This window comes from Jeotgalibacillus sp. R-1-5s-1 (assembly GCF_004405105.1).
In the GTDB taxonomy this organism is placed as follows: Bacteria; Bacillota; Bacilli; order Bacillales; family Jeotgalibacillaceae; genus Jeotgalibacillus.
Genome location: NZ_SORW01000052.1, coordinates 16,767 through 31,073, shown reverse-complemented (window position 1 = coordinate 31,073; position 14,307 = coordinate 16,767). Strand labels below are relative to the sequence as shown.

Annotated in this window: 13 protein-coding genes; 7 read left to right on the top strand and 6 right to left on the bottom strand. The window is 44.5% G+C overall.

Annotation, left to right across the window (positions count from 1 at the left end; translation table 11 throughout):
- Positions 1-47 precede the first annotated feature (47 nt).
- Both E2491_RS14915 and E2491_RS14910 read right to left on the bottom strand, forming a co-directional pair.
- On the bottom strand, positions 48-1,016 hold the full coding sequence (locus tag E2491_RS14915) for an alpha-E domain-containing protein (RefSeq protein ID WP_134376425.1): 969 nt from the start codon (positions 1,014-1,016) through the stop codon (positions 48-50).
- Positions 997-2,463 carry a circularly permuted type 2 ATP-grasp protein gene (locus tag E2491_RS14910; RefSeq protein WP_134376424.1) on the bottom strand — a complete coding sequence of 489 codons (1,467 nt, stop codon included), beginning with the start codon at positions 2,461-2,463 and terminating at the stop codon, positions 997-999. The genes E2491_RS14915 and E2491_RS14910 overlap by 20 nt, the downstream gene beginning before the upstream one ends.
- 197 nt (positions 2,464-2,660) lie before the next feature.
- Here E2491_RS14910 and E2491_RS17570 point away from each other — a divergent pair, with 197 nt between their 5' ends.
- Positions 2,661-2,831 carry an SE1832 family protein gene (locus E2491_RS17570; RefSeq protein ID WP_166805901.1) on the top strand — a complete coding sequence of 57 codons (171 nt, stop codon included), beginning with the start codon at positions 2,661-2,663 and terminating at the stop codon, positions 2,829-2,831.
- A 107-nt stretch (positions 2,832-2,938) separates the two neighbouring features.
- Positions 2,939-5,005 carry a cation:proton antiporter gene (locus tag E2491_RS14905; RefSeq protein WP_134376423.1) on the top strand — a complete coding sequence of 689 codons (2,067 nt, stop codon included), beginning with the start codon at positions 2,939-2,941 and terminating at the stop codon, positions 5,003-5,005.
- 165 nt (positions 5,006-5,170) lie between these two features.
- Here the strand turns inward: E2491_RS14905 and E2491_RS14900 are convergent, their stop codons facing one another.
- Both E2491_RS14900 and E2491_RS14895 read right to left on the bottom strand, forming a co-directional pair.
- Positions 5,171-6,553, bottom strand: a complete 1,383-nt coding sequence (locus E2491_RS14900; RefSeq protein WP_134376422.1) for an MATE family efflux transporter — start codon at positions 6,551-6,553, stop codon at positions 5,171-5,173.
- Positions 6,522-7,013: a MarR family winged helix-turn-helix transcriptional regulator gene (locus tag E2491_RS14895; protein ID WP_134376421.1), complete on the bottom strand. Its 492-nt coding sequence runs from the start codon at positions 7,011-7,013 to the stop codon at positions 6,522-6,524. The genes E2491_RS14900 and E2491_RS14895 overlap by 32 nt, the downstream gene beginning before the upstream one ends.
- A 153-nt stretch (positions 7,014-7,166) precedes the next feature.
- Here E2491_RS14895 and E2491_RS14890 point away from each other — a divergent pair, with 153 nt between their 5' ends.
- Positions 7,167-8,723 (top strand): ABC-F family ATP-binding cassette domain-containing protein, encoded by a 1,557-nt coding sequence (locus E2491_RS14890; protein WP_134376420.1) that lies wholly within the window; start codon positions 7,167-7,169, stop codon positions 8,721-8,723.
- A gap of 103 nt (positions 8,724-8,826) precedes the next feature.
- Here the strand turns inward: E2491_RS14890 and E2491_RS14885 are convergent, their stop codons facing one another.
- On the bottom strand, positions 8,827-10,392 hold the full coding sequence (locus E2491_RS14885) for a GGDEF domain-containing protein (protein ID WP_134376419.1): 1,566 nt from the start codon (positions 10,390-10,392) through the stop codon (positions 8,827-8,829).
- A gap of 175 nt (positions 10,393-10,567) precedes the next feature.
- Positions 10,568-11,380: a pyrroline-5-carboxylate reductase gene (gene proC, locus E2491_RS14880; RefSeq protein ID WP_134376418.1), complete on the bottom strand. Its 813-nt coding sequence runs from the start codon at positions 11,378-11,380 to the stop codon at positions 10,568-10,570.
- A 332-nt stretch (positions 11,381-11,712) separates the two neighbouring features.
- Between proC and E2491_RS14875 the strand changes: the two genes are divergently transcribed.
- The 4 genes from E2491_RS14875 (at position 11,713) to E2491_RS14860 (ending at position 14,215) form a co-directional block, all read left to right on the top strand.
- Positions 11,713-12,066, top strand: coding sequence for an ArsR/SmtB family transcription factor (locus E2491_RS14875; RefSeq protein ID WP_244093977.1), 354 nt, complete (start codon positions 11,713-11,715; stop codon positions 12,064-12,066).
- 21 nt (positions 12,067-12,087) lie between these two features.
- Positions 12,088-13,383 (top strand): arsenic transporter, encoded by a 1,296-nt coding sequence (locus tag E2491_RS14870; RefSeq protein ID WP_134376417.1) that lies wholly within the window; start codon positions 12,088-12,090, stop codon positions 13,381-13,383.
- A gap of 27 nt (positions 13,384-13,410) precedes the next feature.
- On the top strand, positions 13,411-13,830 hold the full coding sequence (arsC, locus tag E2491_RS14865) for an arsenate reductase (thioredoxin) (RefSeq protein WP_134376416.1): 420 nt from the start codon (positions 13,411-13,413) through the stop codon (positions 13,828-13,830).
- A 109-nt stretch (positions 13,831-13,939) separates the two neighbouring features.
- Positions 13,940-14,215, top strand: a complete 276-nt coding sequence (locus tag E2491_RS14860; RefSeq protein WP_134376415.1) for an iron-sulfur cluster assembly accessory protein — start codon at positions 13,940-13,942, stop codon at positions 14,213-14,215.
- Positions 14,216-14,307: the final 92 nt, after the last annotated feature.

Sequence of the window (14,307 nt, the reverse complement as noted above, 5' to 3'; positions counted from 1 at the left end):
CCGTCTACTCTCCTTCTGGATGACTGTTCATTAAATGCAGGATTCTTTCAAGGGACACCAGCCGGATCAACAAGGTAATACGTCTCAGAGAAAATCTGGCTGATGTCGTTACAGCGGTTTTGAAAGTCGTCAAGAAACGCGCTGATTCCATTTTCTTTTAACGAGCGGATTTTGTGCTCATCAAACTCATCGATTAACGAGTCAAGCGCTGCATAGATCCTCCACGAATAATGGGACACCTTTCCGCCTTCAAGCGAAATAATGGATTCTCTTATATGATCCATACAATACTGGATCGATCTCGGAAATGCATAATCTGAGATCATAAATGTTAAAACGTCCTTTTCATTCATACGTGGTGGATACTTTTTCAGATATTCCTCATATCCGTTCACAAGCTGAAGTGCTGATCGCCAATAGTAATAATTTGTTCCGTCCGCTTTATTGAGATCTGCTGCTGAACGGTCATTTAGTATATTCAAAATCCGTGCCGTTTTCTCAGCACGCTCCAGCCATTTAGCAATATTAAAAAACCGGTATGGAACACCTCTGGTCATCATTGAATCAACGATACCCTGAGAGGTCAGTGACGCGACTTTGACCCGCTCCAAAAACGTTTTCACATCCCTCAGCGACCCTTCCCTGATGTTCATTTCCTGTGTATCGAGGTAAAGATTATTCCAAACTTCAAACAAATCATTCGGAATGATATCACGTGTTGTGCGTGCATTTTCGCGTGCATAACGGATGCAATTCAAAATGGAATTAGCGTTATTCTCTGAAAAAGCCAGATACTCAATCAGATGATTTGTACTCATATTCGGGTACAGCTCATTGAACTGGGTATTGGATCCGCAGATTTCAAGGACCGTCTCCCAATCGTGACGGGCCAGCGTCTCTTCAGATGAGGCTTCGAGCATCTGAATCAGCTGCACTCCGAGCACCCGTGCATTGTTCTCAGCCCGCTCAATATTTCTTGACATCCAGTAAAGCGAATCAGCGACTCTGCTGAGCATACTGTTCATCCCCCTTCTTAAGCACCCACGTATCCTTCCCGCCGCCACCCTGGGATGAATTCACGACAAGAGAACCTTCCTTCAATGCTACACGCGACAATCCACCCGGAAGCACATGCGTCTGCTTTCCTCTCATGACAAACACCCGAAGGTCAACATGGCATGGGTAAAAACGTCCATCCTGGAAAGACGGGGCGCGTGAAAGCTGAATTGTTGGCTGCGCGATATACTGGTGTGGTTCTTCTTCAATTTTTTTCTTAAAACGTGCAATCTCTTCGTTCGTTGCGTGCGGTCCGATCAGCATATCGTAACCACCCGATGCCCCTACGTTTTTCACAACAAGCTGATCAAGATTTTCAAGCGCCCATTTACGCTGCTCAATGTTTCTCATAAAATACGTATCCACATTTGGAATAATCGGTTCCTCATTTAAATAATATCGGATCATTTCCGGAACAAAAGCATACATGGCTTTATCATCTGCTACCCCGTTTCCAATCCCGTTCAGGATCGCAACATTCCCTTTGCGGTAAGCTTCCAGCAATCCCGGTACTCCAAGCGCTGAATCTTTCCTGAACACTTTCGGATCAAGGAAATCATCATCAATCCGGCGGTAAATGATATCGACACGCTGCATGCCCCGGATCGTCTTCATATACACAACGTCGTCCCTCACATGAAGGTCCCGACCTTCTACAAGCTCAATCCCCATTTGCTGGGCAAGAAACAGGTGGTCATAGTAAGCGGAGTTATACATACCTGGTGTCAGAAGAACCGCTCTCGGAGGATGTTCGCAATTCACCGGACAATGATCAAGTACGGCTTCATGCATGTTTGATAGCTGGTGCTCAAGAGAATGAATGCTGTGACGATTGAAAAATTCAGGATACACCTGTCTCATGACATAACGGTTCTGATAAACATAAGACATGCCGGAAGGGTTGCGCAGATTGTCCTCAAGCACTCTGTATGTACCTTCCTGGTCACGTATAAGATCGATTCCCGCAAGAAAAATATGGTTATGAAGCGGAATTTTCACCCCGCCAATTTCCTTTTTAAAATAATTCGGGTTTTGTTCGATTAATTCACGCGGTATGACCCCATCCCGGATAATCGCACCATCGTTATAAATATCCTCCAAAAAGATATTCAGGGCCTCAACCCGCTGCTTCATCCCCTTTTCAATCATATCCCACGTCTCAGGAGGCATAATGATTGGAATAAAATCAAACGGCATCGTCCGCTCCGTTCCGACATTATCACTATAAACGGTGAACGTGATCCCCTGCCGCAGAAAGCTTAACTGAGCCGTTTCATGTTTTTCACGGAGCTCCTCTTCCGTAAATTGATTCATGATGGAGTGAAATCCCTGATAGTGGTTGCGCGTTGTACCATCCTGTTCTAACATTTCATCAAAAAAATGATTTGACTGATACGGTTTGAACATTGCTTTTCCTCCCTGATCAATGAATTTATGTAGTACATTCAACAAATTATGACTTAAATCCTCTTAATTTTCTGAAAACACTTTATCCTATACCCTTAATCCGATTGACCTACTCTATTCTTTTGCCTCATCAACTCTTATTTTGGTAAACTGAAAAAATAATCGGTAAAAGTCTTTAGGATTGGAGGTTATCTTATATGACCAAATCTGAAATAAGCAGCCGGATTGCTGAACTGAAAATGGATTATATCCGCGCACAGGACGATCTCGAAAAACTAGAATCTGTCGGTCATGATGTAACATCTGCAGAAAAAAGGTTATCAGCCATTGAAGAAGAGCTTTCTGAATTAAGAAAGCTCGAGGAATAAACTCTTTACCCGCCAATTAAAAGAGGCGGGTTTTTTCATTAGCGCTTGTCTTTACAAGCTGTGATATAGTAAACCTTATTACACCTAACAGAAAGCAGGATAAAACGATGACTCTTCCATTTCAGGAGCCCGTTCTTGTCTTTGGACTGGCTGTCTTAATCTTTCTAATTTCACCTTTTATTATGAGCAAACTGAGGATCCCGGGAATTATCGGACCGATTCTTGCCGGAGTCATTGTTGGCCCGAACGGACTCGGACTTCTTGAACGGGGAGAGACGATCCAGCTTCTCGGCTCAGTCGGATTACTTTTTATCATTTTTATTGCCGGGCTTGAGCTCGATATTGACGGGTTTAAAAAATACCGGACGAGAAGTATCGGCTTCGGCCTTATGTCCTTTTTCATTCCGATGGTTTTCGGGACCGCACTTGCCCTGTACCTTGAATTCAGTCTGAGTGCGGCCATTCTATTGGGATCCATCGTCGGTTCCCATACACTACTTGCTTACCCGATTGCTTCAAGACTTGGTATTGCCAAAAACAAAGCAGTCACAACAGCCATTGGCGGAACGCTGATGACGGATACATTCGCCATGCTGATTTTAGCCGGAGTTGTTGGTCTTGCAGGCGGAGATACGAGTGCAGAGTTTTGGATGAGGCTGATCATTTCCACAGTCATTTTCGCGTTGATCGTAATGGTCGGTGCGCCTCTGATGGCCAAATGGTTCTTCCGCAACTCAAGCAACGACGGTCAAATGGAATTTAACTTTGTCTTAACAGTCATGTTTGTCGCTGGTGCACTTGCGCTTCTTGCCGGACTGGAACCAATCATTGGGGCTTTCCTCGCTGGTCTTGCTCTGAACCGCTACATTTATGATCACGGGACTTTAATGAACCGGATCCGTTTTACAGGGAATGCATTGTTCATCCCGTTCTTCCTGTTGTCTGTCGGAATGCTGATGGATGTGTCTGTGCTGTTTTCAAGTGCTGAAGCCTGGGTAATGCTTGCAGTCGTTTTGGGTTCTGTATTAATCGGTAAATCCATCGCAAGTATGATCACCAGTAAGATCTACGGTTACAACCGTAACGAAAATCTCGTCATTATAGGCTTGACCATTCCACAGGCAGCTGCCACACTTGCCGCCACACTAGTTGGATTCGATCTCGGTCTATTAAATGTTGCAACCGTGAACGCCGTGATCGTAATGATTTTATTAACGTGTATTGCCGGCCCTTATTTAACTGAAAAATTCGGGCGGAAGCTTGCGGAAACGGAAGAAATGGATGAGGCTGCTGTTCAGGATGAGCGTCCGGAACGGATCCTGATCCCTGTTGCCAATCCGAAAACAACTAACACACTGCTTGATCTGAGCTTCGTCGTGAGAAAAGCAAAAGCGTCCGAAGAGCCGATCTATCCACTCAGTGTCGTGCAGCGTGATGTTAAATCGGTTGAAAACGCAGTTGCCGGCGCTGAAAAAATGCTTACTCAAGCTATCGGTTATGCAGCCGGTGCTGAAATTCCTGCCCGCTCACTGATTAAAGTGGACCGGAATCCCGGCAGAGGAATTGAGCGTGCCGTAGCAGAGGAACGCATCACAACCGTGATCGCCGGATGGAACGGACAGAAATCAACCAAGACGAAACTGTTTGGAAGCGTCATTGATAATTTTCTTGACCATACGAACGAGCGCGCCATGATCGTCAAGCTTGGCCATCCGCTTAATACGACTGATCGCATCGTTCTGTTAATCCCGAATGGCTCAGACCGTAAACCAGGTTTCACGGATGCGATCCGAATTGTAAAAGGTATGGCGTCTCTTCTGAACACAGTGCTTGAAGTCTTAATCATCCGTGATCAGACTGAACCTTATGAAAAGATTCTGAATGCCATTAAACCGGAAGTAAACACTTATATCCACCGTTTGAAATCCTGGCAGGAGTTATATGATCAACCGGTCGAATCATTACGCAAAAACGACCTTGTCATCGTCATGAGTGCACGCAAAGGAACCATTGCCTGGCACCCTCAGCTGGACCAGCTGCCGAGCCGTCTCGCTGTCGCCAACCCGGAAAGCTTTATCATCTTTTATCCTACTGAAACCGGAGAAACCGATGTGCGAGGCGCCCGCGGGACAGATGTTCCAAAAGAGGTACTGCTGAGAAGGGACTACGATTGAGGGTTAGTTAGGTAAAAGTCGTTTTACTACAAATGTCGGGAACCTTCTCAGACACCATGCCAGAATGGAAAGTAAGTAGCTTGCACAGTTTTATTGAAGCTAACTTTCCAAAGAAAGATAAGAAAAAGCTGACCATTGTGGTCAGCTTTTTCTTATCTTTAAAGATTATCCATTCACACCGGCTTCCCTCATTTTTACTGAACCCGGCGTCTTTTGAAATAACTCTTTCCGGTCGCGCATCACGAAATACATGGACAACATGAATGCGAGCAGATCCGCAATCGGAAACGCAATCCATACGCCCATTAAACCGAAAAAGGTTGGCAGAATCAGCACAAGCGGGATCAGGAAAATCAGCTGTCTCGCCATTGAAAGGATAAATGATATTTTAGCTTTACCAAGCGCCTGATACAATCCGCCCGTCACCATCTGGAAGCCGATAATCGGCACAATCAGGAAGATAAATCGCATTGCTTCCTCCCCGCCTCTGATCACTTCAGGGTCTGTTGAGAATACACTCATCAGAACACCCGGAAACAGCATCGTGACAACCCATACCATAATAGCAAGGACGGTTGATACAGCAATCCCGAGCTTTAGCGTATCACTGACGCGGTGATACAGCTTAGCTCCGTAGTTAAAGCCAATAATCGGCTGCATCCCCTGAACAATGCCAAACATCGGCATAATGGCAAACATCATAATCCGGTTAATAATCCCAAAGATTGCAACCGCTGATTCACCGCCGTATATGACGAGCATCCAGTTCACCGCGATAAACATCAGGCTTCCCGCAGTCTGCCTGACAAATGTGGCAGACCCGATCTGACCAATTTCTTTTACGATTCTCCAGTCCGGAAGCAGACCGACACCCCTAAAATCAAGAGAGCTTTTTCCTGCACGGAAGTACAGATAAATCCAGACTGCACCGACTGCCTGAGAAATAACCGTTGCAATCGCAGCACCAGCCATGCCCATATCAAGTGCAAAGATAAAAATCGGATCGAGAATAATATTGAGGCCTGCCGAAATAATCATGGTCAGCATGGCCATCTTTGCATTACCTTCTGAACGGACTACATTATTCATCGCCATCATAAATGCCTGAAAAACTGCCCCGTAAAGAATGATCGACATGTACTCAGAAGCATAAGGAAGAATCTCAGACGTTGCACCAAACGCAATTAGAATTGGCTCGAGAAACACAAGAGCTGCCACAACCATGAGCACACTCAGAAAACCGACCAGCCAGATCACATTGCCAAAGATTTTATTCGCCTCACCCAGCCTGTTCTCCCCTAGCCTTCTCGAAATAATGGATGAACCGCCAATCCCGATTGCTGCAGCAAAAGCGGTAATAATCAGCTGAAGTGGAAAAGCAATGGACAGCGCTGCGACTCCGGGAGTCCCAACACCTCTTGCAATAAAAAAGGTATCAGCAATATTGTAAAATGCCATGACAAACATTCCGATAAAAGCCGGAATCGAGAACCTGACCATCAATGAAGAGATTTTCTCAGTTCCGAGTCTTGCACTTTGCTGTCTCATGTTCTTTTCCTCCTTCCATCCGCTCTACACGCTCAATAGCGTTTTCAGCCATTCGTTTTAGTAAATCAATCGCCAGTAATTGCTCCTGTTCACTGAACCCTTTTGATAAGGTTTCAGTCCAGTGATCCAGCTCTTTTTTTACCGTCGATTCAAGGGACTTCGCCTTTTCTGTCAAATATACGCGATTTGACCTTCTATCTGATTCATGTGGTTCGCGTCTGACATATCCTTCAGTCTCAAGCTTTTGAATCGCACGGGCAACCGTTGCTTTATCAATGGTAAATTCACGGGCCATCGCTTCCTGCGTCAGCCCCTCTTTCTCAAATAACATCATCAGAAATTTTATTTGCCCCTGATTAATCCCGTAATCATGAAACGTTTTGCTCAAAAAAATATAGCTGTACCGGTGCACCGTCGAAAGCCAGCGGCCGGCTGTATTGTAAAGTTTTTCTGCCATCATTACACACTCTTTTCATTTTAGCACTGCTTTTCATTATAAAGACAAGTAGTTGCATACACAACTTTTCTGTCTCCGAATATTTTTTCTCCTAGCTAGAATCGCTCCCATCCTTTATGATGGAGTGAGATTAACTTTCGGAGGATTGAACACTACATGAGTTTATTAACAGTAAGTAAGCTTGGTCATTCATTTGGTGACCGTACGCTTTTTAAAGACGTGTCGTTTCGGCTTTTAGCTGGTGAACATATTGGACTGGTCGGTGCAAACGGCGTTGGAAAATCAACGCTGATGAATATTTTAACTGGAGAGCTGATTCATGATGAAGGTAAAGTGGAATGGCTTCCGGGTACACATTACGGTTATCTGGATCAGCACACGAAGCTTGAATCCGGACGTACGATGAGGGATACACTCCGCGATGCCTATCTTCCTTTATTTAAAAAAGAGGAAGAACTGAATGAAATTACAGGTAAAATGGCTGATGCCACACCGGAAGAGCTCGAGACGCTGCTTGAGGATATGGCGGAAATCCAGGACGCACTGGATGCAGGAGATTTTTATACGCTGGATATTAAAATCGAAGAGGTTGCGCGCGGACTTGGTCTCGATGCCATCGGACTTGACCGCGACGTATCAGCACTAAGCGGCGGACAGCGTACGAAGGTGCTTCTGGCTAAGCTTTTACTTGAAAAGCCGAAGGTGCTCTTACTCGATGAGCCGACAAACTACCTTGATGTTGAGCATATCCGCTGGTTATCGATGTATCTGAAGGACTATCCACACGCGTTTATTTTAATTTCGCACGATACAAACTTCATGAACGATGTAACGGACATCATTCTGCATCTGGAATTTGCTAAAATGAACCGCTACACTGCCACTTATGAAAAATTTGTAGAACTTGCGGAACTGCATAAAAATCAGCACCTGCAGGCTTATGAAAAACAGCAGGATTTTATTAAGAAACAGGAAGAGTTTATTGCGAAAAATAAAGCACGCTATTCCACAACAGGACGTGCGAAAAGCCGTCAGAAGCAGCTTGATCGCATCGAACGGATTGATCGCCCTGAAACAGCCGTAAAGCCAACGTTTGAATTTAAAGAATCCCGCGGAAGCAGCCGCTATGTAATCGAGGCTGAAAATCTGGAGATCGGCTACGACCAGCCTCTTCTGCCAAAGCTGAATGTCACGATTGAGCGCGGAGAGAAAATTGCGGTAGTCGGATGTAACGGTGTCGGAAAATCAACACTGCTGAAAACGATCATGGGTAAACTTGAGCCGCTTGGCGGGAAAGTTGTCCATGGTGACTTCCTTTTCCCTTCTTATTTTGAACAGGAAATGAAAGCAAAAAACATTACGCCGATCGAAGACGTCTGGACCGAATTCCCGGGTATGGATCAGCATCAGGTACGCGCTGCACTCGCACGCTGCGGACTGAAAAACGAACACATCTCCCGCCCGATGAACCAGCTGAGCGGTGGTGAGCAGGCGAAAGTCCGCCTGTGCAAGCTGATGATGCACGAAAGCAACTGGCTGCTATTTGACGAGCCTACCAACCACCTCGACATCACAGCAAAAGAAGAATTAAAAAAAGCGATGAAAGCCTATAAAGGAACCATCGTCCTCGTCTGCCACGAGCCCGACTTCTACGAAGACTGGGCAACCACCACATGGAACGTGGAAGAGTGGAGCGAAAAAGTAAACGCATAAAAAAACATGCCTGGATTCATATCGAATCCAGGCATGTTTTTATGTGTTTGAACATTTCCCGCGACCTCAAGCGGAGGATGGTTCCGCCCCGGTTTTCTAAATGTTATGCTTTCTTATCCACTACCTTCTTCGCTTCCTTAAATTCCAGCGTCATCCGGTCACGCCCATTATGCTTCGACTCATACAAATTCCGGTCACACAGCTGGTACAACTGATCAATATTAGAAATCGAATTCGTGACCACTCCGCCAATACTTACCGTACAATAAAAAATCCGGCCCTTTTCATCCTCAAACGGATTCTCCCGCATTTCTTTCATAATATGATCCCCAATCCGGCCCGCCGCTGAATCAGTAGCATCCGGAATAAAAACAGCAAACTCCTCTCCCCCGATCCGTCCTACAAAACCGGCTGTCTCAGATGACGCCTTCATCAATTTTGCAAAACCCTCAAGAACACGATCACCCGTAAAATGACCATATTGATCATTTACCTTTTTGAAAAAATCAATATCCAGCAGCAGAAGGCAATATTGTTCTGATTCAGCTGATGCGATTTTTTCTTCCACCTGCTCAAAAAAGAACTGACGGTTATAAAGACCGGTCAGTGAATCCTCCGTTGCTTTTTTCCATAAAAACTCTTCCTTCAAAAACTGATCCGTAATATCTTTGACAATCCAAAGGTATCCGAGCTTTTCATTCCGCTCAATGATCGGAAGCTTTTCCACTGTCAGATGGTGGTGATCATCTGACTCAATTTGTTCCGAAGCCCGTTCTCCAGCCTCCATCATCCGGTTCAGCGTAACATCTCGGCTGAAGTATTTTAAAATGTCATCACCTGAAGAAGCCTGCTTCATATCTGATACAAAAGGAGTAAGATATCTTTTCATCCGCTGATTCACTTGAATAATTTCACCATTTCCGTCCGTTACTAATATGCCATCATTCAAGTGCTCATAAAGCAGATGACTGGCAGCCGGCCATATTTCCATCAGCCTGTATCGGAAAAGCCCATAAAATAAAGCAAGGGCACCACCTGAAAAAGAGACTGCATATGGGGTATTATCAAAAGCATCCAGAAATATGGTGCCAATCCCATGAATCAAAGGCAGAACGATTGCGGTAAATATCAGCCAGTGCTGGACCTTTGTCGATCTTCTTGCCTGAAGTGATTTGAAAAGCATCGTTAAAGCTAAATAGAAGGTCAGGAGCGTCAAACCGGATGAGAATAATCTGTTCAGCTCAGTGGCATCTACTCCCACCCTCATCAGTTCTCCAGTTTCAACCAGGTACACATCGTGTCTCATCAACTGGTGGACAGGATCCGTTAAAATCAGCAGAACGTAAACCAAAGCAATCATAGAAAATAACGTTACGAGCCTGATTGTTTTTTTAGCGTCCCGCTTCAGAAATGCCGACATAATATAAAATAGTGTAATCGGAACAAAGTAAAGTGGAATTTGCTGTATATTTCTCCAGAAGAGCTTATGAGTTAGGTCGCTTGCCAATAGTTCAGCAATTGAAGTAACTGATAAGATGGAAATCAGAATTGTCATAATACCAAAAGCACGCCCACCTCTTACCTTAAAATGCTGATAAGACAGCAGAAATAGAGCAATAACGAAAAACAGTGATAATATTAAAGCGAGCCTGTACTCTGATTCGACCATCTCATTCACTCCCGGACACCACTAATGCAGTTCTTTATTCATGTATTTTAGCATAAAGTTATCAGTACATTCTCAATTATTTGATTTATACTTATATTATCGGTCACTTTCTGCCCAAATAGAGTATAAACCAAAGAAAAAAAGGCATGCCTATTAGCATACCTGATAAAAAACCTCACTTATTTTCTCCCAGCTCAATCACTCTCGCCGTACAGCTTTCCATCGCTTCAAGTACAGCTCCTCTGAATCGGCCTCTTTCAAGTGCTTCAACAGCCGCAACCGTTGCTCCACCTGGGGATGTTACCTGATCTTTCAGCTCGCCCGGATGTTTCCCTGTTTCCAGAACCATTTTAGCAGCACCAAGTACGGCCTGTGCCGCCAATCGGTAAGCCTGATCGCGCTTCAACCCCTGACGTACTCCTCCATCTGCCATTGCTTCAATCATCATATATACATAGGCCGGAGATGAACCGCTGATTGCAGGAATCGAATCCATCAGCTCTTCTGAAATCACTTCTGTTTTACCAAAAGAATGAAACAAATCCTGTACCTGCTTCAGATCACTTTCTTCCACCAGACTGTTCACACTGATCGCCGTCATCCCTTCACCTGCAAGAGACGGCGTGTTTGGCATCGTACGGATTACTTTTAGCGGGCGGCCTGCGAATGAAACAATATCCTCCGTTGTTAATCCTGCTGCAATGGTAATAATCATCGCATCATCCTTCAGGCTTTCCTTCACTTCTGTCAAAACGGCTTTATGAAGGTTAGGTGCAATCCCTAAAAACAGCAAGTCCGCTCTTTCTGCAACCTCTGTATTAGAAGCCGTTACCCCTATGCCAAATAAATCTGACACTCTCGTTCGCGTGTCGATCGTGCGGGCGCTCGCAAGAATGTCCGTTGCGGATACAGTCTTGGATCTGATCATTCCACCAATCATTGCCTGAGCCATTTTTCCGCACCCGATAAAACCAATTGTCTGATTCACTTTGTGTTCCTCCTGTTACTTCTTTGCTTTTGTTGTTATATACATGATGCCTGTCACAATCAAGGCAATCGCAATTACACTTACGACAAGGGACGTACTAAAAAGCGGAAAACCTTCCATCTGTCATCTCCCTTTCCTGTCTATCATTGGTATTACTATCGCACATTCAATTAAAAAAAGAAACGGATTGTCCGCCCGGATGACACAATCATCATTGATCCTTACAAACTTGCGATCATTAATTTATTGTAAAAGATCAGTTTTTACGGTTGCGTATATAAGCATATGCCTATATACTAATCATCGGAAACAATGAATAAAGGATTGAGGTGATGAGTATGCTTGCACAGGATGCGGTATCAATTGAAAAAGCTTCCGCTGTTTTAAAACTGATGGGTGACAAGACGCGTCTTACCATGCTTCGTATTCTTGCAGATCATGACTGCTGTGTGTGTGAATTTGTTGAAATTTTTCAGATGAGTCAGCCATCCGTCAGTCAACATGTCCGAAAAATGAAGGATATCGGCATGATTAAAGAGCAACGTCGCGGGCAATGGATCGTTTACTCACTGAACGAAAAGTTTGACGGATATTCAATGATTCAAAGCATTTTAAAGCAGCTTCCTGATCAGGATCATCATTTAGAAGAGCTGATACAGAAAGGGAAACGCGTTTCCTGTAACTAAATCAAAGGAGAACAATCAGTCATGGATATTTTTTTGGCAATTCTTATATTTTTGATCACCCTGACACTGGTCATCTGGCAGCCTAAGGGACTCGGCATCGGATGGTCTGCCTGTGGCGGAGCCATTATTGCCTTGCTTGTTGGGGTCGTTTCCATGCAGGATGTTGTAGATGTAACATCCATCGTATGGAATGCCACCTTAACATTTGTTGCACTCATTATCATCTCACTAATTTTAGATGAGATTGGATTTTTCGAGTGGTCCGCTCTGCATATGGCCCGTTTCGCCAAAGGCAGCGGGATTAAGATGTTTGTCTACGTTACGCTGCTGGGAGCTGTTGTTGCTGCGTTTTTCGCGAATGACGGAGCGGCATTAATTTTAACACCAATCGTCCTTGCCATGGTCCGAAATCTGAATTTTAAAGAGGCTATGATCCTTCCTTTTATTATGGCCAGCGGCTTTATTGCAGATACGGCTTCTCTGCCACTGATCGTCAGTAACCTGGTGAATATCGTATCAGCAGACGTGTTTGGCATTGGTTTTGCTGAATATGCAAGCCGCATGATTATTCCGAACTTCTTCAGTATCGGTGCGAGTTTACTCGTGCTTTGGCTGTTTTTCCGTAAAAGCATTCCGGAAAACTATGACTTGAGCCAACTGAGACAGCCGCATGAAGCATTGAAGGACCCTAAAATGTTCCGTCTTTCATGGGTTGTACTTGCGGTTCTTCTGGTCGGCTATTTTGCCAGCGAGTTTACGGAAGTTCCTGTTTCAATTATTGCGGGTATTATCGCCATTATTTTCTTACTGATTGCCCGGAAAAGTCCGGCCGTTCATACAAAAACCGTTGTAAAGGATGCACCATGGGCAATCGTATTTTTCTCTATCGGGATGTATGTCGTTGTGTATGGTCTTCGAAATGCCGGCCTGACTACCCTGCTTGCTGATGTGCTGGATGCAACTGCGGATCACGGACTGCTGGCAGCCACAATGGGAATGGGCTTTATCGCCGCTTTCCTGTCATCCATCATGAATAACATGCCAACCGTTATGATTGATGCACTGGCCATTCAGGAAACTGCTACAACCGGAGCCATCCGTGAAGCACTTATTTATGCGAACGTGATCGGGTCAGACCTTGGACCAAAGATTACCCCGATCGGTTCACTTGCCACTCTATTATGGCTGCACGTGTTAAGCAAAAAAGGATTTACGATCAGTTGGGGATACTACTTTAAAGTCGGTATTATCCTGACGATCCCAACGCTTTTCATCACGTTGTTCGGTCTATATTTGTGGTTAATGATTATTCTGTAAAAAACTTTTATATAGGGAGAGATTGATATGTCTAAAAAAACACTATATTTTCTTTGTACTGGAAACTCCTGCAGAAGCCAGATGGCTGAAGGCTGGGGGAAAAAATATCTAAGTGATGAATGGACTGTTTTAAGTGCGGGTCTTGAAGCACACGGATTAAACCCTAACGCTGTAAAAGCGATGAAAGAAGCCGATATTGATATTTCAAATCAGACTTCAGATACAATTGATCCTGATATTCTGAATAACGCAGACTTAGTTGTTACGTTGTGCGGCCACGCGGCTGACCACTGCCCGGTTACACCACCTCATGTAAAGCGTGAACACTGGGGTTTTGATGATCCTGCTAAAGCAGAAGGAACTGAAGAGGAAAAATGGGCATTCTTCCAGCGCGTACGCGATGAAATCGGTGAACGTATCAAGACATTTGCCGAAACAGGTAAATAAAAAACTGCAAAGCATTTGACCTTTACGGATCATTCGTGCAGGATTATGATGGTGAAGAAGGTGTGAACCGCCTCCTTATGAAAATGAATAAAAAAAGGAGTGAATATACATGGTGATTACCGATACAGCCAAACATGCGCTGCTCGAATTATTCGACCGATACGATAACGACAATGTACGTATTTATTTTGCAGGACAGGGAGATGGAACCCCTGACCTCGGCCTCGGGATTGATCCACCTGAGGAAAACGATATTGTCTGGGAAATCAACAGCATCAAAGTCGCCATCGATCCCCAGATTCTTTTCGTAGCCGAAAATATCACACTCGATGTCCAGGATACGCCGGACGGCAGAGGAATCGTGATCACAAGCAATACACATTAATATAAAAAAGACGTCCTCATATCATTTGCGGACGTCTTTTTTATATTAATTGACCTTTATTTCTCTCATCTCCAGCACCTTCAACTTGCTGG